At 57.4% G+C, this 26,764-nt stretch carries 20 protein-coding genes and 1 pseudogene; 20 read left to right on the top strand and 1 reads right to left on the bottom strand.

Annotated elements, in window-relative coordinates; genetic code table 11:
• Positions 1-10: 10 nt before the first annotated feature.
• From ACYZT2_RS00490 to ACYZT2_RS00420, 15 genes and pseudogenes are all read left to right on the top strand, one after another.
• On the top strand, positions 11-1,531 hold the full coding sequence (locus tag ACYZT2_RS00490; protein WP_461969215.1) for a sigma-54 interaction domain-containing protein: 1,521 nt from the start codon (positions 11-13) through the stop codon (positions 1,529-1,531).
• A 93-nt stretch (positions 1,532-1,624) separates the two neighbouring features.
• Positions 1,625-1,765 (top strand): hypothetical protein, encoded by a 141-nt coding sequence (locus ACYZT2_RS00485; protein ID WP_008150087.1) that lies wholly within the window; start codon positions 1,625-1,627, stop codon positions 1,763-1,765.
• Positions 1,766-1,782: 17 nt separating this feature from the next.
• Positions 1,783-2,979: a type VI secretion system-associated FHA domain protein TagH gene (gene tagH / locus ACYZT2_RS00480; protein ID WP_461969213.1), complete on the top strand. Its 1,197-nt coding sequence runs from the start codon at positions 1,783-1,785 to the stop codon at positions 2,977-2,979.
• A 5-nt stretch (positions 2,980-2,984) separates the two neighbouring features.
• Entirely contained in the window at positions 2,985-3,485 is a 501-nt protein-coding gene (gene tssJ / locus ACYZT2_RS00475; RefSeq protein ID WP_461969211.1) for a type VI secretion system lipoprotein TssJ, read from the top strand.
• Between the two features lie 2 nt (positions 3,486-3,487).
• A complete protein-coding gene (gene tssK / locus ACYZT2_RS00470; protein ID WP_123720205.1) occupies positions 3,488-4,819 on the top strand; it encodes a type VI secretion system baseplate subunit TssK in 1,332 nt (443 codons plus the stop codon).
• 5 nt (positions 4,820-4,824) lie between these two features.
• Positions 4,825-5,700, top strand: coding sequence for a type IVB secretion system protein IcmH/DotU (gene icmH / locus ACYZT2_RS00465; protein ID WP_461969208.1), 876 nt, complete (start codon positions 4,825-4,827; stop codon positions 5,698-5,700).
• A 13-nt stretch (positions 5,701-5,713) separates the two neighbouring features.
• Positions 5,714-9,253, top strand: a complete 3,540-nt coding sequence (gene tssM / locus ACYZT2_RS00460; RefSeq protein ID WP_461969206.1) for a type VI secretion system membrane subunit TssM — start codon at positions 5,714-5,716, stop codon at positions 9,251-9,253.
• Positions 9,253-9,981 (top strand): PP2C family protein-serine/threonine phosphatase, encoded by a 729-nt coding sequence (locus tag ACYZT2_RS00455; protein WP_461969204.1) that lies wholly within the window; start codon positions 9,253-9,255, stop codon positions 9,979-9,981. The genes tssM and ACYZT2_RS00455 overlap by 1 nt, the downstream gene beginning before the upstream one ends.
• Entirely contained in the window at positions 9,978-11,009 is a 1,032-nt protein-coding gene (locus ACYZT2_RS00450) for a serine/threonine-protein kinase (protein WP_461969202.1), read from the top strand. The genes ACYZT2_RS00455 and ACYZT2_RS00450 overlap by 4 nt, the downstream gene beginning before the upstream one ends.
• A gap of 28 nt (positions 11,010-11,037) precedes the next feature.
• Positions 11,038-13,104 (top strand): type VI secretion system Vgr family protein, encoded by a 2,067-nt coding sequence (locus ACYZT2_RS00445; protein WP_461969200.1) that lies wholly within the window; start codon positions 11,038-11,040, stop codon positions 13,102-13,104.
• Between the two features lie 53 nt (positions 13,105-13,157).
• On the top strand, positions 13,158-15,803 hold the full coding sequence (locus tag ACYZT2_RS00440) for a hypothetical protein (protein ID WP_461969198.1): 2,646 nt from the start codon (positions 13,158-13,160) through the stop codon (positions 15,801-15,803).
• The gene (locus ACYZT2_RS00435) at positions 15,800-16,756 is read left to right on the top strand and encodes a hypothetical protein (RefSeq protein WP_461969196.1); all 957 of its coding nucleotides are present in this window, start codon (positions 15,800-15,802) and stop codon (positions 16,754-16,756) included. The genes ACYZT2_RS00440 and ACYZT2_RS00435 overlap by 4 nt, the downstream gene beginning before the upstream one ends.
• Positions 16,757-16,921: 165 nt before the next feature.
• Complete coding sequence (locus ACYZT2_RS00430; protein ID WP_461969194.1) at positions 16,922-17,533, top strand: hypothetical protein; 612 nt, start codon at positions 16,922-16,924, stop codon at positions 17,531-17,533.
• 181 nt (positions 17,534-17,714) lie between these two features.
• Positions 17,715-18,254 (top strand): hypothetical protein, encoded by a 540-nt coding sequence (locus ACYZT2_RS00425; RefSeq protein WP_461969192.1) that lies wholly within the window; start codon positions 17,715-17,717, stop codon positions 18,252-18,254.
• A 46-nt stretch (positions 18,255-18,300) separates the two neighbouring features.
• Positions 18,301-19,661, top strand: a pseudogene (locus ACYZT2_RS00420) (lysozyme inhibitor LprI family protein).
• 60 nt (positions 19,662-19,721) lie between these two features.
• Here ACYZT2_RS00420 and ACYZT2_RS00415 read toward each other — a convergent pair.
• Positions 19,722-20,102, bottom strand: coding sequence for a DUF6124 family protein (locus ACYZT2_RS00415; protein WP_461969190.1), 381 nt, complete (start codon positions 20,100-20,102; stop codon positions 19,722-19,724).
• 390 nt (positions 20,103-20,492) lie between these two features.
• On the opposite strand from ACYZT2_RS00415, the gene ACYZT2_RS00410 reads away from it, so the two are divergent.
• The 5 genes from ACYZT2_RS00410 to ACYZT2_RS00390 all read left to right on the top strand — a co-directional run bounded on the left by ACYZT2_RS00410 (position 20,493) and on the right by ACYZT2_RS00390 (position 26,759).
• Positions 20,493-21,764: a hypothetical protein gene (locus tag ACYZT2_RS00410; RefSeq protein WP_461973294.1), complete on the top strand. Its 1,272-nt coding sequence runs from the start codon at positions 20,493-20,495 to the stop codon at positions 21,762-21,764.
• A 108-nt stretch (positions 21,765-21,872) separates the two neighbouring features.
• Positions 21,873-22,358 carry a cell division protein gene (locus ACYZT2_RS00405; RefSeq protein ID WP_461969188.1) on the top strand — a complete coding sequence of 162 codons (486 nt, stop codon included), beginning with the start codon at positions 21,873-21,875 and terminating at the stop codon, positions 22,356-22,358.
• Entirely contained in the window at positions 22,351-23,793 is a 1,443-nt protein-coding gene (locus ACYZT2_RS00400; RefSeq protein WP_461969186.1) for a TIGR01777 family oxidoreductase, read from the top strand. The genes ACYZT2_RS00405 and ACYZT2_RS00400 overlap by 8 nt, the downstream gene beginning before the upstream one ends.
• A 9-nt stretch (positions 23,794-23,802) precedes the next feature.
• Positions 23,803-26,253 (top strand): alpha/beta hydrolase, encoded by a 2,451-nt coding sequence (locus ACYZT2_RS00395; protein ID WP_461969184.1) that lies wholly within the window; start codon positions 23,803-23,805, stop codon positions 26,251-26,253.
• On the top strand, positions 26,250-26,759 hold the full coding sequence (locus tag ACYZT2_RS00390; RefSeq protein WP_461969182.1) for a hypothetical protein: 510 nt from the start codon (positions 26,250-26,252) through the stop codon (positions 26,757-26,759). The genes ACYZT2_RS00395 and ACYZT2_RS00390 overlap by 4 nt, the downstream gene beginning before the upstream one ends.
• Positions 26,760-26,764: the final 5 nt, after the last annotated feature.

Here is a 26,764-nt window from a genome sequence, read left to right as displayed (position 1 = left end):
GGTGGGTGTGATGTTCACTCAAGTGCCGCAACCGCTGGTTTATGCCGAAGCCTTGCTGGCGCAATTCGCCAGCCTGTCGCGCGCGGCGGACGGTGCTGCGTTGCTGGGTGACTTCGTGCGCGGGTTGGCCGAACTCAGCGGTTGCGAACTAGCGCAGTTGTATTTGCTGGATGCGACCCACACCTGCCTGGGGATGAACGCCGAGTGCCTGAACGGCATTCTGCAACCCCGGGAAGGGGCGAGCCTGCCGGCGGATTACAACGGTGAACAACTGCTGCAGTTCGCCTTGTGCCAGAACCGTGTGGTGTACCTCAGCGAGCTGAGCGGCAGCCTGCACGAAACCAGTTTCCTGCCGCCTCAGGCCACGCCTTGGCAGTCGCTGTTGTGCGTGCCGTTGGTCAATCAGCAAAAGGCTGTCGAAGGATTGCTGCTGTGCGCCAGTCGCCGGGACATCGACCTGCAAGGCTTTGCCGATTCCCTCAGTCAATTGGGCTCGTTCGTGCTCGGTCAACTGCACTTGCTGCAGCGTTTGCGCCAGCCGAGCGGCGATGTTCGACCGGCACCGGTCAATGTCCCGAGCGCCAGCGGTTATGGCCTGATCGGCAAGAGCGCGGCGATGCGCCAGACCTATTCGCTGATCAGCAAAGTCCTGCACAGCCCTTACACCGTGCTGCTGCGCGGCGAAACCGGCACCGGCAAGGAAGTGGTCGCGCGGGCGATTCACGATTGCGGCCCGCGACGGTCCCAGGCGTTCATCGTGCAGAACTGCGCGGCGTTCCCCGAGAACCTGCTGGAAAGCGAGCTGTTCGGCTACCGCAAAGGCGCCTTCACCGGCGCCGACCGCGACCGTGCCGGGCTGTTCGACGCGGCCAATGGCGGCACCTTGTTGCTCGATGAAATCGGCGACATGCCGTTGTCCCTGCAAGCCAAGTTGCTGCGTGTGTTGCAGGAAGGCGAGATCCGCCCGTTGGGTTCCAATGACACCCACAAAATCGACGTGCGCATCATCGCCGCGACGCACCGGGATTTGTCGGTGCTGGTCAGCGAAGGCAAATTCCGCGAGGACTTGTACTACCGCCTCGCGCAATTCCCGATCGAGTTGCCGGCGTTGCGTCAGCGCGAAGGCGACATCCTCGACCTGGCGCGACACTTCGCCGACAAGGCCTGCGCCTTCTTGCAACGGGATGCGGTGCGTTGGTCCGACGCGGCGCTGGATCACCTGTCCGGTTATGCGTTTCCCGGCAACGTTCGCGAACTCAAAGGTCTGGTCGAACGCGCGGTATTGCTGTGCGAAGGCAGCGAGTTGCTGGCCGAGCATTTCTCCCTGCGCATGGAAGCCATGCCGGAAGACAACAGCGGCTTGAACCTGCGTGAACGCCTGGAGCAGGTCGAACGTAGTTTGCTCCTCGATTGCCTGCGCAAAAACGACGGCAACCAGACCCTCGCCGCCCGCGAACTCGGGTTGCCACGGCGCACGCTGCTGTACCGCCTCGGGCGCCTGAATATCAACTTGGGTGATTTCGATGGGTAGGCAAAAGACCGTCGATCTCACCTCATTCGCTTCTTATAGCGCCGCCCAAACGGGTCGGCGCTTTGTGCTTTGTCTACCCCTGGAGACCCTCTGATGTCTGTTCGTCACTGGCAAGCCGTCCTGCTGACCCTCGTCGTTCTATGCGGCCTCGGCGGCTGTAGCGGCAATTACAAATACAACGACAACACCTATCGCCCATTGGGTGATCCGCAGGCGGTCAATCGCGGCAAGTGACCGCAAGGAGTATCACCATGGAACTGGTTTTCGAAATGCTGAACACCAAGCAGTTCGTGCCCACGGATTTGTGCCAGAAGACCTTCAAACAGGCCGGTGGCGTAATCGGCCGGGGCGAGGATTGCGACTGGATCATTCCCGACCGCAAGCGTCACCTGTCCAACCACCACGCGGTGATCAGCTACCGCGAAGGCACGTTTTTCCTGACCGATACCAGCAGCAACGGTATCCAGGACAGCGAAAGCGGCGCGCGCCTGCGCAAGGGCGAGCCAATGCGCATCGAGCACGGCAGCGTGTATGTGCTGGGTGACTTCGAGATCCGTGCGCGACTGGTACGCGACCCGGCGACATTCGACGTCGAAGTCGGTCGTCCGCAGGCTGCTGGCAGCATCATTCCGGACGATGCGTTCCTCGACCTCGACCCGCTCAATGCCCTCGACCAGCAAGAGCGCGTGTACTCGGAAATCGACGAACTGATTTCCCCGAGCACCACCATCGAAGACACCCGTCAGCGTGCCGACTATGCGCGCATCGACATGGAAAGCCTGATGGTGCCGGAGCTGATCGACGCCCCGGCAGAACCTGTGCCAGCCCCTCCGCCAAAAGCGGTCGAGCGTCAGAGCGAAGGGTTCTGGGAGCACTTCGGTGCAGCGTTGGGCGTGGACCTCAAAGGCCTCGACCACGACGCCCGCGAAGCCCTGGCCCTGAACGCCGCGCGCCTGCTCAAGCAAAGCGTCGGCGGTTTGCAGCAGAGCCTGCGCACCCGCAGTGAACTGAAAAACGAACTGCGCCTGGCCCAGACCACCGTGCAAGGTACCCACAAGAATCCGCTGAAATTCGCCGTCGATGCCGGTGAAGCGCTGGGCATTCTGTTGCAGGGTAACAAGCCGGGCCAGTTGCCGGCGGAGCAAGCGATCTCCCGTGCGTTCCGCGATTTGCAGGCGCATCAGGTGGCGTTGCTGACCGCCAGCCGCGCCGCCGTTCGCGGCACCCTGGAGCACTTCTCGCCGCAACAGCTGACCCTGCGTTTCGAGCGCGACAACAAACCGTTGCTCGCCACCTCCGGCAGTCGCTGGAGAGCTTACGGGCGTTATCACCAGGCCCTGCGTCAGGACGATGACTGGAGCGAGCGCCTGCTGGCCCGCGACTTCGCTCAGGCTTACGAAGAACAGATCCGCCTGATTTCCACCCTTCACACCGACCACCAAGGATGATGCGCATGTCTCGCTGTTCCACCGCTTTTTACAAGACGCTGACTGCGTTCGCTGCCCTTGTGCTGTTGGCCGGTTGCTCGTCGCTGTCGCCGTATTCCACCGTGACCAAACTCAACCTGAAGCTGACCGCCAGCGATCAGCTGAACCCGGACCTCAACGGTCGTCCGTCGCCGATTGTCGTGCGCCTGTTGGAGCTCAAGCACCCGGTGACGTTCGAGAACGCTGATTTCTTCAGCCTCTATGAACGCGCCAAGGAGTCTCTGGTCCCGGACCTGGTTGCCAGCGAAGAGCTCGAACTGCGTCCGGGTGAAACCATCGAGCTCAAGCTCAGCGTGGAGGAGGGTAGCCGTTACGTCGGCGTACTCGCGGCCTACCGCGACCTGCCGGAAACCAAATGGCGCTACACAGTGCAAATCACTCCGCTGGAAGTCACCGTGGCTGACCTGACCCTCGATCAGGCCGGCATCCGCAATACCCATGAAACGCTCGCCAAGGCGGATGACTGATCATGAATTCCCATAAAGTCATTTGGCAGGAAGGCATGCTGTTGCGTCCGCAGCACTTCCAGCACAACGATCGTTACTACGACCACCAGATGAAGACCCGTACCCAGTTGCTGGGCAGCTACATCTGGGGCTTCCTCAACCTGGAAATCGACTTGCAGTTCCTCAACATGGGCAAACTGGTGATCAGCCAGGCCTCGGGGATTCTGCCGGACGGCAGCCTGTTCGAACTCGGCGGCAACACCGAGCCGTTGGCCCTGGACGTGCCGCCGAACACTGGCAACACGCCAATCTACCTGGCGCTGCCACTGGTGACCGGTAACCACATCGAGTCTCGCCGCCCGGAGCAATCCGACGTGCTGGCGCGCTACACCGCGTACGACGCGGAAGTCGCCGACTCCAACGCCGGCGACGACTCCGCCAGCCAGGTCAGCTGCGGTCGTCCGGACTTCAAACTGTTGCTCGGCGAGCAGCAGAGCGACCAGGCCTACGTGAAGCTGAAAATCTGCGAAGTGCTCGACACCACGCCCGACGGCGTGATCAGCCTCGACCCCGACTTCGTGCCGACCTACATTCAGGCGCATTCGTCCAGCTACCTGCTGTCGTGCCTCAAAGAAGTCATCAGCATGCTCGGCCACCGGGGCGATACCATTGCCGACCGGATCAGCTCCAACGGTAAGGTCGGTGGCGCGGAAATCGGCGACTTCATGATGCTGCAACTGATCAACCGCACCGAAATGCTGCTGCGCCATTATCTCGGCCTGGAACAGGTGCACCCGGAAGAGTTGTACCGCACGCTGCTGACCATGCTCGGCGATCTGGCGACGTTTTCCAGCGAGAGCAAGCGCCCGCGTCTGGACAGCCGTTACCAGCACAGCGATCAGGGCGCGAGCTTCCGCAAACTGATGGAAGCGATTCGTCAGGTGCTGTCGATGGTGCTTGAACAGCACGCCATCGAACTGGTGCTGCAAGCGCGTCAGTACGGGATCATCGTGTCGCCGTTGCACGACCACAAACTGTTGGGCTCGGCCTCGTTCGTGCTTGCGGCCAGTGCCAACTGCGACTCCGAAGAACTGCGCCATCGCTTGCCGGCGCACCTCAAGGTCGGCCCCGTGGAGCGCATCCGCCAACTGGTCAACCTGCATCTGCCGGGCATCAAGGTCAAACCGTTGCCGGTGGCCCCACGGCAGATCGCGTTCCACTCCAACAAAACCTATTTCATCCTCGAACTCAGTTCCGAAGACCTGGCGCAACTCGAGCGCTCCGGCGGCTTCGCGTTCCACGTGTCCGGCGAATTCGCCGAGCTTGAACTGAAATTCTGGGCCATCAGGAACTGACCGACATGATCAAGGACATGGAATATAACCAGGACGACAAAACCGTCCTGCTCGACCGCCAGGGCCACGGCCCGGCGTCGAGTCCGCTGACGGACTTCGCTGCACCGCCGCGTTTCGAGCAGCTGGAAGAACGGATGATCTACGCGGCGCGCCTGCGCCCGGCCGAAGCGTTCAACATCAGCCTCAATTCGCTGGTGGCCGCTGCGTCCGAACTGCTGTCGGAAGTGGTTCGCCTGAAGCACAGCGACACCCGCGAAGACCTGTACGCGCTCAACGAGCGACTGACCGCCGGGCTGAAGCTGTTTGAAGTGCGTGCGCTGCACAACGGCGCCGAAAGCAGCCAGGTAATGGCCGCCCGTTATGTGCTGTGCACCGTGGTCGACGAAGCTGTCGTCACCACGCCGTGGGGCAACGAAAGCGAGTGGTCGCAAATGAGCCTGCTCAGCAGCTTCCACAACGAAACCTTCGGTGGCGAGAAGTTCTTCCAGCTGCTGGATCGCCTGTCGAAAAACCCGGTCAAGCACCTGCCGATGCTGGAGCTGATGTACCTGTGCCTGTCCCTCGGTTTCGAAGGCAAGTACCGGGTGCAAGCGCGCGGCATGCTTGAACTCGAAGGCATCCGCGACGCCTTGTATCGGCAGATTCGTCAACTGCGCGGCGATGTTCCTCGTGAGCTGTCGCCGCATTGGGAAGGCTTGAACGATCAGCGTCGTAGCCTGGTGCGCATCGTGCCGGCGTGGATGGTGGTGCTGTTCACCGTGGTCTGCCTGGTGGTGATGTACTCGGGCTTCGCCTGGGTGCTGGGCGAGCAACGCGAAACCGTTCTGCAACCTTATCAGCAGCTAGATCCGGCCGCGGTCCCGCCGCAGTCGCAGCCGTAAACAGGGACGTGTGATGAAAAAGTTTTTCAAGAAAGTCGGCGCATTCCTGCGCCAGACCTGGGTCTGGACCCTGCTGCTGGTGCTGTTCGTCGCGCTGTTGGTGTGGTTCGTCGGGCCACTGCTGGCGGTCAATGACTACAAGTTCTGGGAAGGTTCGACCTCCCGCCTGCTGACCATCAGTGCGTTGTTCCTGATCTGGGGCCTGACCATGGTCTTCGTCAGCTGGCGCGCCGGTGTGCGTAAAAAGGCTGTGGAAGAAACCGAAGACGGCCAGGACCGTATTCGCCGTGAAGAGCTGATCGACGAAGAGCAGAAAGAGTTGAAGGTGCGTTTCAAGGACGCCCTGAAAACCCTGAAGACCTCGAGCCTTTATCGCGGTCGCAGCGAGCGCTGGCGCAGTGATTTGCCGTGGTACTTGCTGATCGGCCCGCAGGGCAGCGGCAAGACCAGCCTGTTGGACTTCTCGGGCCTTGAGTTTCCGATCAACAAGATCGACCGCAAACTCACCCGCGACACCCTCGGCACTCGGCATTGCGACTGGTACTTCGCCGATCACGGCGTGCTGATCGACACCGCCGGACGTTACCTGACCCAGCCGGATGCCGAAGTCGATGGCAGCGCCTGGAGCACTTTGCTCGACCTGTTGCGCAAGCGTCGCCGCAACCGTCCCTTGAACGGCGTGCTGGTGACCATCCCGGTGGAAACCCTCACCGGTGGCAGTGAGCAGGACATCGATACCCTGGCCCGCCAGGTGCGTGCGCGCCTGCAAGACGTGCATCAGAAACTGCACGTCGACGTGCCGATTTATCTGGTATTGAGCAAGGCCGATCGCCTGCTCGGTTTCGACGAATTCTTCGATCAACTGACCCGCGAAGAAAGCGATCAGGTACTCGGCACCAGCTTCCGCAAAGAGCAGAGCGGTACTGACGTGGCCGTGCTGCGCGCCGAGTTCGAAGAGCTGCTGCGTCGCCTGAACAGCCAGGTGATCATGCGCATGCACCAGGAGCGCGACACCCAGCGCCGTGGCCGCATCCTCGACTTCCCGCACCAACTGGGGCAGATCGGCGAGCGCCTGTGCCTGTTCGTCGACATGGCGTTCACCGGCAACCGCTACCAGCGTGTCAGCCAGTTGCGCGGTTTCTACCTGACCAGCGCACCGCACCTGACGCAAGAGATGGACCAGACCACCGCCGGCATCGGCGCGAACCTGGGCATGAACGCTGGCGTGCTGCCGACCCTGCGCAGCGGCCGTTCGCGGTTCATTCACCATTTGCTCAGCCGGGTGATTTTCCCCGAGGCCGATCTGGCCGGTCTGGACAAGCGCGAACGCAGCCGCATCCATTGGGGCCAACGTGCCCTGTACGTGGGCGCACTGGCGGCACTGGCGCTGTTTGGCATGCTGTGGGCTGGCGGTTTCTCGGCCAACTATGAGCGTCTGGAAAACCTGCGTAACCTGGCACAAAGCTGGACTCAACAGCGCTCGGCCCTGACCGCGCGTGATGATTCCATGGCAGTGCTCAAGACCCTCGACACCAGCTATGCGGCGACTCAGGTCTTCCCGAAAAAAGGTGACGTGTCGTACCACGAACGTGGCGGCCTGTACCAAGGCGAAGAGGTCAACCCGGTGGTCAAGGAGGCCTACGAGCGTGAGCTTGAAGCGCAACTGCTGCCGAAGGTTGCGACCCTGCTGGAAGGGCAGATCCGCGCCAACATGAAGGACCGCGAACGCCTGCTCAACAGCCTGCGTGCGTACCTGATGTTGAACATGAAAGACCGTCGCGACGGCCCGTGGCTCAAGGATTGGGTTGCCAGTGAATGGTCCCAGCGTTACGCGGGCAACACGTCGGTGCAGAACGGTTTGAACACGCACTTCGAGCGTTTGCTCAAGCAGCCGTTTATCTACCCACTGAACGATCAACTGGTGGCCCAGGCGCGTCAGGTGTTGCGCAGCGAGTCGCTGGCCAACGTGGTTTACCGGATGCTGCGCGAGCAGGCCCGCAACCTGCCGGAATACCGTTTGAGCCAACACTTGGGCCCACAGGGTGCGCTGTTTGTCGGCACCGAATACGTGATCCCTGGGTTCTACACCCAACAGGGTTATCAGCAGTACTTCTCGGTTCAGGGCTCTGCGCTGGTCACCGATATCCTGCGTGACAACTGGGTGCTGGGCGAAGGCTCGGGCATCAGCGGCATGGACTTGCGTCGCCTGATGGTCGAACTGGAGCAACTGTACTTCCGCGACTACGCCAACTTCTGGAGTGAAGCGGTCGGCCAGGTTGCCTTGCCACCGATCAACGATGCGGGCGAGGGCGCCGAGCAACTGGCGGGCCTGACTTCTGCCAATTCCCCGGTGCTGCAACTGCTGGTGGAAGTGCGCGAGAACACCCGTTTTCAGGCAGAAGCCGAGCCGGTTGATCAAGCCGCTGATGCCGCTGCAGCGCTGGGAGAGCAGAAAGGCAAGTTGGGCAAACTGGGCAAACTGGCGTCTGCCGCAGCAGACCAGGCTTCGGACATGGCCGCGATCAAAAACCTGCCCGACACCGCAAAGAAATCCCTGCAACGCCGCTTCGAACCGCTGCACCGTTTGCTGGACGACAACAACGGCCCGGCTGCTGATTTGACCCCGGCCCTGACGGCGCTTAACGACCTGCAACTGCAACTGGCAAGCCTGGCCCGTGCCAGCGCGCCGGACCAGGCAGCGTTCGAAATGGCCAAGACTCGCATGAGCGGCCAGCGTGATGCGCTGAGCAACTTGCGCAACGCGTCGAACCGTCTACCGCGTCCGGTAAGTGTGTGGTTCAACGTGCTGGCTGAAGACACCTGGCGTCTGGTGCTCAACGATTCCTACCAGTACCTGAACCAGCGTTATCAGAGCGAGCTGTACAGCTTCTACGGCAAGGCGATCAACAAGCGTTACCCGTTCAGCGCCCACAGCACCAGCGACGTTGCGATCAGTGACTTCCGCGAGTTCTTCAAGGCACAGGGCATCAACGATCGCTTCTTTGAAACCTACATGCGTCCGTTCGTGAGTGGCGATCCAGGCAACTACCGTCTGCGCAGCATCGACGGTCACAGCATGCCGATCTCCAAGGTCTACCTCGACCAGATGGCCGCGGCACAAGTGATCCGCCAGAGCTTCTTCTCGATCAACCCGGCCGAGCCGCAAGTGCAGTTCAAACTGGAGCCGTACACCCTCGACCCGGCCGTCAGCCGTTCCGAGTTCAAGTTTGGCGACAAGACCATTGAATACCGTCACGGCCCGATCGTACCGGTGTCGTTCAAATGGCCGACCGACGCTGAAGACGGTCGCACCAGCCTGGTCCTCGACAAAATGGCCGGCCGCCCGATCGGCATCGAGAAGAACACCGGCCCATGGTCGCTGTTCCGTCTGTTCGACCTGATGCAGACCGAGTACCTGACCGGTCGCGACGTGCTGGTGCTCAAGGCTGACGTGGGTGGCCTGCGGGCCAACTACTTGCTGTCGAGCCAGCGCACGCCGAACCCGTTCGATATGGGCGTGCTGCGTACCTTCCGTATGCCGGTGCAGCTCTGATGCTGGTTGCCAGTCCCTGGCGCAGCGCTGCGCGTACCGACGCCGGCAAGGTTCGGGCGCGCAACGAAGATGCTTTCCTGGACTGCCCACAGCAGGGGCTGTGGGTGGTCGCGGACGGCATGGGCGGTCATCAGGGCGGCGACATCGCCAGCCAGTTGATCGTCGCCAGCCTGGCGGAACTGCCGGTGCAGGACGACTTCGACGAACGACTCAAAGGTATTCGCCAGTGCCTGCACTGGCTCAACCGCCGCTTGGGTCAGGAGTTGACCGTCACCGCCGGGCGCCATGACAGCATCATGGGCAGCACCGTGGTGGCGCTGCTGGTGGAAGGTAATCGCGCGGCCTGCATCTGGGCCGGCGACAGCCGTTGCTACCTGTGGCGTGGCCAGCGTTTGTATCAGCTGTCCAAGGACCATTCGCTGCAACAGCAACTGATCGACGAACAGAACATGAGCGTCGAGCAAGCCCAGGCTCATCCTGCCGCCCACGCCCTGACCCGTGCGGTCGGGGCTGCCGAGCAACTGACCCTGGATGTGCTCGAACTCGAGGTCTATCCCGGCGATGCGTTTTTGCTGTGCAGCGACGGTTTGTATCAAGGGCTGACGAGCGATGCCCTGGGCAACGCCCTGAGCCTGACCGCGCCGCACGTTGCGCTGGAGCGTCTGTTCGACGGCGCTCTGCGTGGCTCGGCCCGGGACAATCTGACTGCCGTGGTGATCCGCCAATGACTGAACTCATGCCACCGACCGACGACCTGCTGGTGACCGAGGAAGAAGCCAATAACCTGACTTACTTCGCCTTCGCCAAGCCTTTAAACGGAAAGCCTCTAAACGGAAAGCCGCATAAGGCCGAGCCTGCGCTGGCGCCGACCCGGGCCAGTATCGGCGAACTGCCGGACGTGCTCGCAGGGCGTTACCGCATCGAGCGCCTGCTCGGTGCCGGTGGCATGGGCGCGGTTTACCGTGCGCGGGATCTGCTGCATGAACAGTTCGGCGATCCCGACCCTTACATCGCGCTGAAAATCCTCAGCGAAGAATTTGCCGAATCGCCGGACGCCAGCGCCTTGCTCTACAGCGAGTTCGCCCTGACCCGACGCCTGCGCCACAACAACGTGCTGCGACCGCACACCTTTGAAGTGGACACCGACTGCCAGCGCGCCTTCATCACCATGGAACTCATGCGTGGGCTGACCCTGGACAAATTACTCTGCGAGCGGCCCCTGGGTCTGCCGTGGAAAGAACTGCGCGACATCGCGCTGCCGCTGCTCGACGCGCTGGCCTACGCCCACGCTCGCGGCGTGCTGCACGGCGACATGAAACCGAGCAACGTCATGCTCAGCGAAGAAGGCGTGCGCCTCTTCGACTTCGGCCTCGGCCAGGCAGAAGAGGGCATCCTGCCCGGCCTGCCGCACCTGAGCCGCAACCGCTTCAACGCCTGGACCCCCGGCTACGCCGCCCCCGAACTGCTCGAAGGCCAGCCGCTGTCGACCAGCGCGGACGTGTACGGCGTGGCCTGCGTGATCTACGAACTGGCGGGCGGCAAACACCCGTTCCGCCGCTTGTCGTCGATCGAGGCCCGCGACGCGCACCTCGACCGCGAGCTGCACGCACCTCGAAATCTACCGAAACACTGCTGGTCAGCCCTGCGAAAGGCGCTGGCTTTCGATGCGGCAGATCGAACAATCACTGCCGCCCAACTGCGTGACGCTATGGGCGCCACTTCGTCTTTGCTGCAACGCCTTCGACTGCGGGCGTAACGGATGACTACCGAACAGGGAGCAAGCAATGTTCAACTCAGCTAACGAAACGCACTTCAGCCTCACCGTCGAAGACTACGTCGGCGACCTGCAAGTGCTGTCGTTCACCGGCACCGAAGGCATTAGCCAGCCGTATCGCTTCGACCTGGAACTGGTCAGCGAAAACCCCGACCTGGACCTGGAAAAGCTCCTGCACAAACAGGCGTTCCTCGCATTCGACCCAAAGGGTTCCGGCATCCACGGCCAGATTTACCGCGTCGCCCAAGGTGACGCCGGCAAGCGCCTGACCCGCTACAAAGTCTCCCTGGTGCCGCACCTGCAATACCTGCATCACCGCACCAACCAGCGCATCTACCAGCAGATGTCGGCGCCGAAAATCATCGCGCTGATCCTCGAAGAACACGGCATCAAAGGCAACGCCTACCGCTTCCAGTTGAGCACCCCGTGCCCGGACCGCGACTACTGCGTGCAATACGACGAAACCGACCTGCACTTCGTCCAGCGCCTGTGCGAGGAGGAAGGCATTCACTACCACTTCCAGCACACCTCCAAAGGTCATTTATTGGTATTCGGTGACGATCAAACGGTGTTCCCGAAACTCGGCCAGCCCACCGCTTATGTGCAAGGCAGTGGCATGGTCGCCGACGAGCCAGTGATCAAAGGCTTCAAACTGCGCCTGGAGACCCGCACCAGTCGGACTACCCGCCGCGACTACGACTTCGAAAAACCGCGCCTGCAACTTGAAGCCGGCTATAAACCCGACGGCAAACCCGACGGCAAACCCGACGGCGAAAGCACCGAACCGGACCTCGAAGACTACGACTACCCCGGCCGCTTCCTCGACCGCGCGCGCGGCAAATTCCTCAGCCAGCGCGCCCTGGAACGCCACCGCGCCGACTACCAGCAAGCCGAAGGCCATGGCGACCAGACCACCCTCGTCAGCGGCCACTTCCTGGAAATCTCCGACCACCCGCGCACCGAGTGGAACGACCTCTGGCTGCTCACCGAAGTCGTCCACGAAGGCAAACAGCCGCAAGTGCTCGAAGAAGGCGTGACCAGCGACACCACCGACAACAAAGACGACTTCCACCAAGGCTATCGCAACCGTTTCCTCGCCACCCCATGGGCCGTGTTCTACCGCCCCGCGCTGGAACACCCAAAGCCACGCGTCCTCGGCAGCCAGACCGCCATGGTCACCGGTCCCAAAGGCGAAGAAATCCACTGCGACCAATACGGCCGCATCAAAGTGCAATTCCACTGGGACCGCGAAGGGGTGGCGGATGACAAAACCAGCTGCTGGATGCGTGTCTCTTCGAGTTGGGCGGGTGATCGATATGGCGCCATCGCCATTCCGCGGATCGGTATGGAAGTGCTCGTCACCTTCCTCGAAGGGGATCCCGATCAGCCGTTGGTGACTGGGTGCCTGTACCACAAGGAAAACCAGGTTCCCTACGAATTGCCTGCGAACAAAACCCGCACCGTATTCAAAACCCTCAGCTCGCCGGGGGGCGGTGGGTTCAATGAACTGCGGATTGAAGACAAGAAAGGCGCGGAGCAGATCTTTATTCATGCCCAGCGGGATTGGGATGAAAACATTGAGCATGATCAGAAGATTCGGGTCGGGAATGAACGCCACGACACTGTGGTGAAGAACACCTACACCGAGCTGAAGGCTGAAGAGCATCGGACCACGATTGCTGATCGCAAGAGCGAAGTGCGGGTGGATGATCACCTGACGATTGGGCAGAACCAGCATGTGAAGTTGGGGACTGCGCAGCTGACTAGCGTTGGGAAAGAGATTCACCTCAAGGCTGGGGACAAAATCGTCATCGAAGCAGGGATGGAGCTCACGGTTAAGGCCGGTGGGAGTTTTATCAAGCTCGATGCGGGTGGTGTGACGGTTGTTGGGCCTGTGGTGAAGATTAATGCCGGTGGGTCGGCGGGGAGTGGGACCGGGATTGGGATTAAGCCACCGGTGCTGCCGGGGGCGGCGGATAAGGATAAGGCGGGGAGTTTGATGGATCAGGCGTTGGGGAATTCGCCCGAAGAGCAGATCAAACGTAAACCAAAACGAATGCTCAATTTTTCTGGCTAATCGACATAGACGGCAATCCAAGCCACCAGGGATCAGGATTTAGGTAATTGGTAATGACTGAAACAACAAGCAAAGTAGAAAAATGGTCGTATCCCCTGAAAGTAGGGACAGCAGAGGCGACGGATCCACAGCAGTTTTACAAGGCGCTGGCGAAGGCCAAGGATGGTTACTATCCATTAGGTGCCAACGGTCTTTGGCATGGAGGCGTTCATTTCGATGAAGACTCGGGGTTGGTCAACGATCTGACAGAGGTCAGATGCATCGCTGATGGAGAGGTAGTCGCATACCGCATTGACGAGAAGTACCCGACTTCTGATTTTGGCTCGACGCATTCGGTTTATTCAACGGGGTTTGTGTTGGTTAAGCATCGGCTTGAGTTTCCGGTACCTCCTGCGCCAGCTCCTGCAGCCGGGCCAAGCCTGACGTTCTTCAGTCTTTATATGCACCTGCTGGATTGGGAGAATTACAAGACGAATCCGACGCTTAAACCACCGGGGTTTTGGGGGAAAGGCCTTTATGAAGTTAAAGCCAACGCTCCGGACAAGCCTTTAGGCATCCGGATGCGAAGCGGTAACGCCGGGCACTTTCCGGTCTTGGCAGTTTTGCCCCGCGGGACAACCGTGGTTACGCAGCCTGCCCCAGCCAATCAAAATTGGGTGGCAGTTGTTAGCGTCAGCCCAGAGATTGCAGGCTTGCCTGCGAATGGATGGGTGTTCAAGGGCCAATTGAAGGACTTGGGTGGCGGAAAGTACTTCGTGGGTAATGAAGCACAAGACCCTATTCCCGGTGGCGCTCAGCACGGAGCGAATGTTCGTGATGCTCACACTAGCGGCCTACCACTTAGCCATTTACCAGCAGGTACGCGAATACGACTTGGTGACGAACCGAGCCCTAATAACTTCCGTAAACTTGCCGAAATCGTCAGTGGTCAGGCAACACCCGCCCTGATACCCGGCGCGGATGGGAAACTTCCGGGGTTTATTTGGTCGCAATCACTTACTCCACAGAGTGAGCCGCATAGCCCGATGGGGGATGTTGTCGTCCTCACTCCGACATACAAGATCAAGGCAGGTGAGGTTCTGGGGCATGTTGGCAAATATCAGAACCATTCAGATGCTGTTCCGAAGAATCTCCTGCACCTAGAGGTTTTTAGTTGTGAGGATGTGAAGGCGTTTACTGGCCAAAGTAAGCCCAAGGGTGTCAGTTTACCTGCCGCCGAAAAGACGCTGGTCAAGATACCCAAAGGCTCACGGTTGATTACTCATTCGCAAAGTATGAGCGCGACCAATCCACCGAAAGCTGCTGATCCGAGTAGCGAAGTGGCGTATGACTTTTTCATTCCTGTAGGTTTACTTGAAGGACTGCCGGCGGAGAAGAAGATCAAAGAGTCAGTTGTCATGAATGGAACGACCACGACCACTTATTGGTGGCGTTTAGACGGTTTGCTCGGAGACGAACACGGCGATGGCATCAATGGCTGGTTTGCGGAGCCGGATACCACTCTGTCGCGTCATTCACCCTTTGAGTGGGAAGGCTTTACTTTCATTGACGAAACCGTCAGCAACGCTGACCACTTTGCTGCTTTCCTTCATGCACAGGAAAGCCTCAATGAGCAGGAGCGTGAAGCATACTTGCCAAGTGTTGAAACTGCGGCGGCGGGTTCGGTCACCGAGACTTTGTACAAAATCCTCGATAGGAATGGGGATAAAAAATTAGCACCTTCTGAAATAGCTGAAGCGCTGAATAAACCTTGGTTCTCGCAACCGATATCGCAAATGGTTACACGCTATGAAAATGAATGGAACTATAAAAAAGAAAAATGGGATGCTCTGGATGAAATAATTGGGCACAGCGATTCTGATCCCCATAAAAGCTGGGTAGAAGAGAAGGCAAGAATTGAACGCCTTAGTTGGTGGGGGAGATTATCGGGTCAGCATGGTCTCACCGCTGATGCAAATGTCCAACATATTCATCCGGTTGGTCTAATTGCGAATTGTATTAAATATTCGTGCGGCTGCATAAATATAGATAAATTTGTAGATGAATACAAGAAGGAACACCAACATGTATTTGGTTGGTTTGAGGCAAGTTCTCACGTTTCGCTGCAGCACCCATTAAATCAAGTGTCAGAAGACAATCTTAAAAGCCTTCTGGGAATGATTGCAAAGTTATGGGGTGAATATTTCGACGGTTGTAATGATGTTTACTTGGCCTATATGCTGGCCACCATTCGAGTCGAGTCTTATGATTGGAATAGAAGAGCTTTTTTCGGTCCTATTTGTGAAAAAATTTCTTATGATGATGCAGAAGTTGACTATGGTTGTGGTCCAACTGGGCGCCGAGTTTCAATGGCGGTTTCAAACCATAACACCGAGATCGGAGATGGTTTCAAATACAGAGGTCGTGGGCTGGTTCAAATTACGTGGAAGATAAATTACGAGAAATTTTCTACAGCTTTAGGAATAGATTTTACCGGTGATCCCGAGCTGGCACTAGATCTTGAAAGTACGACAAGAATCATGTTGGGCGGTATGCGAGATGGTATTTTTTCGCACGGGAATACGTTGGCAGCGCACCTGTCTCCTAGTAATAAAAATTACTTTACTGCACGTAAAATTATTAACGGATCTGACAGGGCAAATGTATTTAAATTTTATGCTGAAAAATTCGAAGATCTTATCCTGAGGGTGAAAAATTGAAGTTCTGCGCTTTTGTTCTCATGGTCTGTGCGTCGACATTTGTCTATGCTGAGCCATTGTTTCCACAATATAAAACATGTATGGCAGGAAAGGATAAAGCCGATGGTTGTGCGATTGTTCTAGATGAAAATGGTTTTTTGATTAATTCATCTACAGGAACCAAGGTCGCCACAACTCCTGAGCCTATGGGAGCTATGAGTTCAAATTGGCTCTATCGATATGGCAATAAATACATATTGGAGAGTCAGAATTTTTCTTCTTCTAAAACCCGTCAATGGGTGACGTTTGATTATGACAAAGAAAAAGTAGCTATCGATAGAATTTATAGTTTTTCTCTAGAGATATCGATGCAGTCAGGACCTACTTGGTACGGGTATGAGTGCAGAGGAAACCCTGCAGAGTTGGTTGATCAAGCAGGCTCATCTCTTAGTGAGTTGGCCATTGCTTCTGTCTGTGGTGAGGCTGTCGGAGAAAATGTGAAAGTAAAAAAAGACGCTCCATCAGCTACGGCGGGAGGTGCGTTGGCGGTAAGCGTTCCTGTGTATACGGCGAAAAAAGTAACTGGCACTGCAACCTATTTGTTTATGGAAACTAAGGAGCCAGACATATTTCGGATGGCTTGTTACTCAAATTGTGCGTTGAAGTCTAAAAATGGTTCAGTGCCGTATGTAGGAAGGATTGCAAAATCTGCTTGGTTTATAAGCGACCTTAAAGAAAATTCTTGCCAAAGCAGTGGCGTATACAAATACAAAAACTCATCAGAAAAAATTGCATTTGACGGCTGTATTGAGGCTGGTGCCATGACTTTGACTGAATATGTAGCAGGTACCAAAAAGGAGAGGGCTCAGTTTTCCGGAAAAGCAGATGGTGAGGGCTATAAAGGTAGTTGGATATCGAAAACTGGCGATAATAAGAAATATAGCTATTTCATGTTTCCTTTAGCGGTCTATTAGGTTGGTTGTGCAGGTCGGCAGGCTTAAAACTAATAATTATTGGTAAAACTACCCATGTTTTTATTGTTCTTCGCATGAGTGAAATGGGGACAGACCACGTTTCAATAATGATCTGAAAACGAGGTCTGTTCCCGGTTTTCCGTTTTCTCGTAAGAGATCGTTTTAATGAAAGTGTTGTTCATGTTGCTTGGTGGCTTACCTTTTATTACGCTTTCGTCGGTGGCTCAGTCCGAGTCTCTGGATGTGTGTGGAGTTGTAATTCCGGAGATTCCTGGTTTTAAATTGAACGTGAGAGCTGAGGATGGGGTTTGCTATGGGGACTTGGTTTCGAACGTTAATTTAAATCCAGATATACTGACTGAGGAGAGCGTTTTCATTGTGGAACCGGTTGAGTTTGAGACGAGTTTGAGTGCGTCGGGGCGTTTTGATAGTCATGGTAAGTATATATACAGCTATGCCGTTGATGATGCATTACATCAAGAGTCTGAGGCGGGCTCGGTAGATCTTGGTCATTCCTCGGCATCGGGTTCTGCTGCCGTCCGAGTAATAATGTCTGCTTTTATGTTTTGGAACTCTGATGGAGACATCGCTGCTGCTAAGAATAAATTTTCGTTAGAAAAAACAGGCCTGTGGCTCGACTGTTTCTATGGGTTGAAGGGTGTGAAAGATACCACGGTTAAATTTTCTGCATGTGTACCTAGGTCTAACCTGAGAAGTGATCCTAAGTTGTCTGATATCAGGGCATCATTTGAGGCCATTACGCCTAGCAAAAATTAGTTTTTACAACGAGGAGAGGCAAAAAGGGGAAGATTTATTTTTGTTAAACATCAAAGATGGCGGGTGTGATTGGAAGTGATTTTTTTCTGATGCGTCGACTATCGTTAAAATAAATCCGTGCCCAGTGCTTAGCCCCGCTTGTTGGTTGCTCATTTATTTTTTTCTTAAGCAGGTTGCTACGATGCGTAAATTTTGTTTTGTATTATTGGTATTTATGTTCTGTAGGGTCGCCGTGGCTCAGGATGATAGCCTCTATCTGCGGGGAGCGGTAATAGATGGGCCCTATAAAACAACTGTCGTCGAAAATGCGGAGTTATCGGCTTTGGAAACGGGAGATGCTGAGTATCCGGTGTCTCTAGTCCTTGACGTGAAAAACAGCGATGGAGTATCGGCTAGACAGTTAGTTGATAAATTTGATGTTTCTGGTTCGCCACCTAAGGTCGAATCGATATTTTTTTATCCGGTTCAGGATGTAAGGAATGTCTTTGTTTTGGTCTCATGGGAAATTAACCATAGAGGAATTGGTACCTACGGTACTCTGTATCAAATTTATGCCTATGCGCGACATAGCAATGGTAAGTTGATCCCCAATCAGTTGATTCAGGCTAATAGGTACTTAAGCGGGATTGACGGCTTTAGTGACGGTGTGCCACAGACGTTTGCTTATAAGGACGCCGCCTCAATAAAGGCTTACGTGAAAAAACACCTGAATACGCCATAACCCCCTCTTAAGGGGGGTGTTGAAAAAAACAGCAAGGATGATTTGGATGAATCGCTTTATCAGCCTCCTCATTGGCGCAGCACTTAGTGGCCTGCCAGGTTTGCCCACTGCGTTTGCGCAGGATGATTGCAACGAGATCACTACAAGTGAGCAAATTGACAGGTGTTCTGAGGTCGCGAAGGACGCTGCCGATTCACAGTTGAATACGAGTTATCACCAGCTAATGGCTCGACTCGAAGCGCAGTACCGAGCCGAACCCGAGACGGGGGCGGCGTATACGGCGAAGGTCAAAGAAGCGCAGCGTGCGTAGATAAAATTGCGTGATGCGAATTGTCCGCTCGAAGCGTTTGAGATTAAGCCAGGCACGTCCGCCTATATAGCGACGGTGAACAATTGCATCGCAAGAAAGAGCCGTGAGCGTACAGTCTTTCTGGACAATATCGCGCCCGAGATCATGAGTGGTTCAGCTGTTGGGCGAGGATCAGACGTCTCGTGTCCGTCCCAGAACTTTGCTCAGTTTCTGCCTGCGTTCTCCGCCAATGCTGAGTCCCAGAAGCGCCTCACTGCGCTGGCGGTGAAGATACTGGTGTTGAAGCGGACAGAAGACCCGGGTCGATTTGAACCTCTTATTACTGCGGAGACTGGCTCCAGTTTGGCGTTTCCGTTGATGGCTGCGCTGGAAGGCAAGACTGAAGGGGTTGAGATCGAAACGGTCGACGACACTCACATGAACGTTGTGGATAAACGGGCCGGTAACAGCAACATCAAGATTTTTAACTTTGTTAAAAAGTCGTGTTGGTCGCTGGTGGGGATTGAAGACTGGTCGATCAGCGAGAAGGAGCTTGTCGCACCCGGTAGACCCGGAATGAGCCGCGCGGAGAACCTTTGTTATCAACGTGCTGAGGGCTTGGGTGGGTTAGGGTTTCTTGAACGATACCGTCTGACTGGGGAGTTGATTGAAGCGTCCTGGAAAACTATGTCTGTGCTGCGGAGTCGGGTGATCCAGAGGCGAGTCTGTCGGCGGCAAGTTTGAGTCTTTCGCAGATGGCGCCTCAATTGGAAACCAGCAAGCTTGAGGCTTTGTTCAAAGCGGCATCGACGACACCGAGCGGCGCGCTCGGTTATGCCACTTATTTTTGTAACGGTAATTCCACCGACTATAACGGACCTTGCCTGCACCCCGAGCAGGCAGAAAGGGAGGTTATTCGCGCGGTTTCCATGGGCTCCACAGATGCGATGAACTACCTGGGGTCTTCTTTTGAGAATGGCCAGCTGGGAACAAAGGATATGTCCCGGGCGTTGGCCTGTTATCAGTTGTCAGTTGATAAAGGTAGCCCGCAGGGTAGCGACGGCATGAAGCGTTTGGTTTCGCAAGGCTCAGACATAAAGGCCAGTCACTGCCTGTAAATTTCGCCGTGCAGGTATAAACGCTGAAGAAGGGGACATTAAGTCCCCTTCGTACTTTTACTACGCTGCGGCCCGATGTCCCCCGGGATCCGGCGAATCAATATTATCCAGTGCTCGTTCCACCAATAAGTGCACCCCATCCGCCAATCGACTCAACGCCAGGGCTACCGAGCGGCGCGAACCTTCCACGTCATCAGCCAGATCCGTAGCGATGGCGCTGATGGACTTCAGGTCTTCCGAGGCACTGGTCAGGAGGGCTTCGGTGTCGATGTCGGGAGAGACGGTGAAGAGCTTGCCTTTGCGTTTGGGTTTTTCGTTGGGCAACGGGCCGAAGTGATGGTTTAGGGCTCGTTCGGCGGCTTCGTGGAGTTTTTTCGAATCGAAGGATTCGTAGGGGGATGTGGCTTCGTTTTCAGGAGGATTTGGTGTTGGCTTGAACATAGATGTAATCCCGCAATTAAGGAGCCGACACCGTTTCGCGTGCACTTCGAAAGAGGTGGCAGCTGTGCATAGGTGTGCAAGACCGGCGGGATTACCCGGCAGACCCGAAGGTCTCCCATACACAGCAGCCATAACGGTTCGCGAGCATAGAAAAATGCTCGATGAATTGCCATAACCATTGTGTATCCCGCCGGACTTGCACGTCCGTGTCACCGATTTTGCGGTGACGAACAGAGGTTATCGGTGAACGCAATCGCCGGATAGTTCATGAACAGCCCGGCGTGTTGAAGGAAATGTCCGATGGTGTCGAAGTAAATGTAGGCAGATGATTGAGCGTTCTTAAACACGGCGCCTGAGCCGGTTAAACTGAAGGTTTTTTGAGTGATCGACATGGATTGTATTTTTAAAAAAGGATGCGGCTTCAGGGCGGCTCTGAGGGGCGCTGTTGTTCTGAGTCTGTTCCTGGGGGGCGCGGATGCATTCGCTGAAGATCAACCTTGCCCGTTCGATGTGCCTCAAACAGAACTGAAGGTCGCGAGCTGTATTCAGGAAGGGGGCGTGAACATACTCAAGCTTGTGTCGCGTAGCCAACCCGACTACGCCAACAACTTCGACAATCTCCCCACCGTCATTGTCACCGGGAAAAACCTGCAGGACATTTTGGCGGTCGTCGGAATCGACAATGCACAGCGCTACAACACGCTGATCGAACTGCCTGATGCTGAATCAATCATGGAATTTTCGGACGCTGCGGCGACAGCAAAAGCGTCGATGAGGCAGCGAGGCTGGAAGCTGTTGGACATGAAAAACGTCATCTATCCTGGCCCGGGCGGTGTTGAAGGATTCGGATTGATCTGCAACACGCTTCAAGCAGAAACCACGAAGGGCTTTGTCGTTGTTTCTCAGTGCAACACTTATGAAAGTGAGAGATCAAGCCTGAAAAAGCTCCTTTCCAGGATCACCTGTAAACTCCCAAAAAGTGAAGCATTCCCAGCGCTCAGCACAAACTCGGGCTCTATCGTTTTCAACTACGCCAAACTGCCTGAATCCCAAGACCCCGACGACGTCGCCATTGACGTCGATTTCGTAGATTGTGCTGACGGTTCAAAAAAGAACATCGGCGGGCTGCCATTTTTGGCGGCCACCGGGCGGGTGCAAGCGGCTTTCTTGGCTCAGGCTGAACCCGACGCCGAGCCGATGCTTTTCGTCATTCATGCGGTCGGAATCAGAGCCGATACGGGCGTTAATTATTTGGGCGATTACTACACCGTTCACGCCTATGCCCGTACGACGGCGGGTTACGTCAGAGATGAGCGGCTGTCGAACTATTTTGGGAACGGCGGCGATATTGCCCGCGATCCCGAGTCGGAGGAGTTGATATACACGTTCCCCTATAAAACCGCTGATGACATCGCCGCCAAACTCAACTCCGCCGCGTATAAACGCTGGGCGGCGGGGGACAGGGTGACGCTCACGATTAACAAAAAGGCCTCGATTTACAGTTCGCCCGTTTTGGCGGACATGACGAAAATGTATTTGATCAAGGACGACTCGGTGTTGCAGGAAGGGGTTGAGGCTGGGTGGCTGAAAGTCATGTTTAAAACCCCCAAAGGAAAGGAGATTCGGGGCTGGGTTCAATGCAGGGATGCCGATGGTTGCTAGTCGATTTTCCGTTCGAAATTTCAGAGGTGAAACGGGCACCGTGATTAATCACTCAATGCCCCGTTTTCCTTTAGACTGCGCCCCTCAAGGAAGCCCCCAGGACACGGAATGCCAGTCCCTTCAAACACCCTTCGCAAAGCTCTGGTCGTTTGGCTATATGCCGCCGCTCTGGTGCATCTACTCGTCAGCGTCTTGCTGACCTGGGCCGGCCATTCGGGATTGCTCGACGGCTACCTGCAAACCATCGAATACGCCTTCTGGACGGACGTGGTGCCGAGCGCCGCCCGCGAGCAACAAGTGTGGTGGCTCGCCTTGTTCGGCGCCACGTTGCAAAGCTATTCCCTCTACATGCTTGCCCTCGTGCACCTCGGCCATCGACTCAAAACCCCCATGGCGTGGGGTTGGTTGATCGCTGGCATCGTGCTCTGGGCGCCGCAGGACATGTTGGTTTCCTTCCAGGCGCAGGTCTGGTCGCACCTGTGGTTCGACAGTTTCGCGCTGCTCACTTTGCTGCCGCCGCTGTTCTGGCTTTATCGCCACGACGGCCGCACCTCCACCTCAAAACACACACCGAGTGACGCCGACCATGCCTGATTTTTCTCTCCTGGATTGGGCAGTTACATTGCTGATTGCCCAGGCCATTCTGGGGGCGCTGGATACCCTGTATCACCACGAACTGACCGTCGCGCTGCCTTATCGACACAGTGCGCGGCTTGAGCTGTCTATCCACGCATTGCGTTCGTGTTTCTACGGGGTTCTGTTTCTGGGCATGGCGCATCTGGCGTTTCAGGGCGCGTGGGCGATTGTTATTGCGCTGCTGTTTGCCCTGGAGATTGGTCTGACGCTATGGGATTTCGTGGTCGAGGATCGGAGCCGCAAGCTGCCGGCCATCGAACGCATCATGCACACCGTTTTGGCGGTGAATGGCGGGGCGTTTTTCGCGTTGTATGGCGTGCAACTGGCGCAGTGGTCGAGTTTGCCGACAGGTTTGAGCGCGATTGATTTTGGCTGGCGTGGCTGGTTGCTGACGCTGTTTGCTATCGGGGTCACTGCCTCGGGTATTCGCGACGGCTTGGCGGCGCTGCGCATGCAACGCGAAGGCAAACCGTCGAACCCGTTCGCGGGCGGGGCCTATAAGCGCGTACTGGTGACCGGCGGCACCGGGTTTATCGGTGAAACGCTGGTCAACCAATTGCTCGATGCTGGTCACACGGTCAGCGTGCTGGCGCGGGATCCGCTGAAGGCGGCTTACCTGTTCGACGGCCGGGCGCGCTGCGTGCGTTCGCTGAGCAAACTCGGTCACGACGAAACCTTCGACGTGGTGATCAATCTGGCCGGGGCGCCAGTCGCCGGGCCGCGCTGGAGTCCCAAGCGTCAGGCGCAATTGATCGCCAGCCGGGTCAACACCACCGACAGCTTGATGACCTGGCTGAAGAATGCGCGGCACAAACCGGCGCTGTGGGTGCAGGCATCGGCCATCGGTTTTTACGGTGTGCGCGATGCCAGCGAAAGCCTCGATGAACAGGCCGGCAAGGGCGACGGTTTCATGGCCGAACTCTGCGCGCGTTGGGAGGCGGCTGCGCAACCGGCCACGCAGTTTGGTGTGCGTCAGGTAGTGCTGCGCCTCGGTGTGGTGTTCGGTCCGGGCGGCGCGTTGTTGCCGTTGCTGATTCCGTTTCGTCTGGGGTTCGGCGGGCGCATGGGCGATGGCCAGCAGATCATGAGTTGGGTGCACCGCGACGATGTGATTCGGGTGATCGCTCGGTCCTTCCACGATGAAAGTCTGCACGGCACTTACAACCTGGTGGCGCCGGAGACGGTCAGTCAGGCTGCGTTTGCCGAGAACGTCGGCAAAGTCCTCAAGCGTCCGGTGTGGTTCCACGTTCCTGCGGCGCCAGTGCGCGCGCTGGCGGGGGAGATGGCGCAGTTGTTCTTCGACGGTCAGCGCGTGGTGCCCCAGCGCTTGAGCGAGGCGGGTTACACGTTTCGTTATCCGACCCTCGACGCGGCTCTGCGCGATCTGGCCTGAGGATTGTCCATGAGCAAGCCCTTGATGTACCTGCTGGCCGGCAACGGCAGCGCCGCCGATTGGTGGGATGACGCGTTGCCGCATTTTCAGCGCTACACCGTGATGCCGCTGGAGCTGCCGGGTTTTGGCAGCAACCCGCAGCCACCTTGCGAGGATCTTGCCGCCTACGCGCAGACCTTGTTGGCGATGACGCAAAAGGGCAGCGCGATCATGGCGGTCGGGGTCAATGCGCTATTGGTGCTGCACGCGCTGCAACGTCGTCCTGGGCATTTTTCTCGTAGTGTTTTGTTGGCGCCGGTGGGGGCATTTCTCTGGCAACGTCGGCTGCCGGCGTTGATGTCGCCGCTGCCGATTCGCAAGACCATTCACTGGCTGCTGGCGAACAAGCCGACACTGTTCGCGCGCAAGTTTTCCAACCAGATCTGGACGCCCGTGCAGTACCAACGCATGGGTGACGGCTATGCCCGCTGCCGCGCGTTTGTGCCGCACTGGGATCTGATTCGTGCTGATACCGCGTTGCCGCTGTTGGAGTGGATCACCGATCCGGTCGAGCTGATTTGGGGCGATCAGGACAACGTGCTCGGCATTGAACAAGCCGCCGCATGGTCGGCGATTCTGGCCCGCGCCGACCTGACCATCAGCCTGAAACCCGGTTGGGGCCATTACCCGTGGATCGACGCGCCGGCGCAGTTCGCACAGTGGCTGGAATCCGGCGAGCGTGGTTTTGTGGCGCACACCAAGGGCGGGCGTTTGCGCTTGGCTGAATTGGCCCGGCAACCGGTGCCGGTGGCGCTGACCCTCAACGATTGCAATGACCCGCGTCTGCCAGCCTTTCTCGCCGCCCAACCCGACGTGACCTGGGCGGTGCGCTCCTCCAGTTATGGCGAAGATCAGGCCGATTCGGCGAATGCCGGTCTGAGCACGACCTTCCTGCGTGAGCCGAGCGCCAACGTGCCGACACGCATCGCCGAATTGACGGCCGAGGGTGTCGAGGAAGTGGTGGTGCAGCGCTTCATCACGCCACAGATCTCGGGCATCGCGTTTGTCCGACACCTGTCGGTAGAACTCGAATGGGTTGAAGGCCATCTGGAGTCGTTGGCCGATGGTCACGTCAGCCCCTCGCGGGCAACGCTGTCGCGGGTTGGCGATGCCTGGCGCAGCGGCACGTTCACGCCGTCCCACGGTTTGACCGAAGAGCTGCTGTGGCGCTTTCTGCAAGACGTGCTGCGCGTATTCCACTACGTGCCCGGCGACGTCGAATGGGCTTGGGACGGTACGCAACTGTGGTTGCTGCAATACCGGCCGATCAGCGATTACGGCTGGCGCCGCCACCTGACCGCCGCCAACATTGCCGAGATCCTGCCGCCGCAACCGAGCGTGCTGGTGGAGTACGCCCAGCGCCGCGCGGCGGCGAGTATTCCGGCGATCATGGCGCGTTGGGATTCGCGGGTGTTGCAGGACAACGAGCCGTTTACTGCGGTGTTTGGTGGCGCCTCCTACATCAACAATGATCTGTTCCTCGCCCGACTCGCCGACTGGGGCATCAGCGCCAGCAACTACGCCGGTGAAGTCGGTGGCGCGACCCCGCATCTGCCATGGCAACCGTTGCGGCTGCTGCGTTCGGTGCCGTTGTTCCTGCGCATGCAGCGCATTGGACGCGGGCACTTGCTGAGCCTTGAACACGGCTTGCAGCGCTTCGATCAGGAGCTGGCCGAACTCGTCGCGCAAGGTGCCGATGGCCAGCAACTGGCGGACTGGTTCACCCGGTTTTACGTGTTCGTGGTGCAAGGCAACCTGTGCATCGCCACGGCGCTGGCCAGCAGTGGCAGCGATTGGCTCGGGCGTCCGCCGACCGCTTACGACAACCTCGAGAACAGCCCTCATCGGTTGCCGTGGGAAACCGATCCGGCCACGCAACGCCCGGCGCCCACTGACTTGCCGTTGCAGGCCTTCCCGCAATGGTCGGGGCTTATCCGTGTGGCCCATTCGACCGGCCTGCCGGGCCTGCGCGGTTACTACCTGCAAGCGCGCGAGTGGTATCGCGACAACCTGATGCGGGTGTTCTTCCGCCTGCACCACGCCATGCCGATGGCCGACCGAGCGCATTGGTTCGCACCGCATCCGGATATTCGAACCCGCGACGGCAGCTTCTGGCAGGACGGCCGCGAAGGCGCCGAACAGGCGACCGGGTTCATGATTTATCCGGGGCAGGTGCAGGGTGTTCTTGGCGATGACATTTTGCTCGAAGACACCCTCGATCCGGGGCGACATGTGCACTACCAAGCGGCGCGGGCGGTGATTGCGCGGATGGGCGGGCGCTTGTCGCATGGCTCGACGTTGTTGCGGGAGCTGCGCAAACCGTCGGCGGTGATGCCGCAGGTTGATCCGGCGTGGATGGGGTGTGAGGTGCTGTATCGCGATGGTGAGTTGGAATTGATGAATTCGAAGGATGCGAAGTGAAACGACTGTTGTTGGTTTGTATGACCTGGCTGCCGATGGCGAGCATGGCGACGGATCTGTGTAATTCGGAAACCGATACGAAGAATTTCCTCTCGCAATGGATGGAAAGACCCGATTACGTCTTGGACATACACTCAAGATTCCACGATGACGGATTCATTCGGGAAGAAGGCAAGGTGGTGTACCGCGGTGATCTCAATGGCGACAGTCAGGAGGATTTCATTTTCACCTCCTACTCAAGTCATGGCTCGGCCGGTGATATGACGTTCGCCTTCCTGATTCAGTGCCATGGTTACTTGAAGCATATCGGAGGCGACTACTTCGCCGGGGTCAAAGTTCTGGACGGCCCGCCCAGGAACGGCGGCGATATCAAAGATATCGAGATCTACTCCTACATCCGAGACAAGCACGACCAGATTCGCTACAAGGGCAGCGAGGCGATGACCCGGCCCCATTTGTGGCAATTCAATCCGCAGACACAGCGTTATGAAGGGCAGTCCGAGTAATGGGC

The organism is Pseudomonas sp. MDT1-85 (assembly GCF_054898065.1).
The sequence above is the reverse complement of the archived record's forward strand: the minus strand, read 5'-3'. Positions and strand labels throughout refer to the sequence as shown.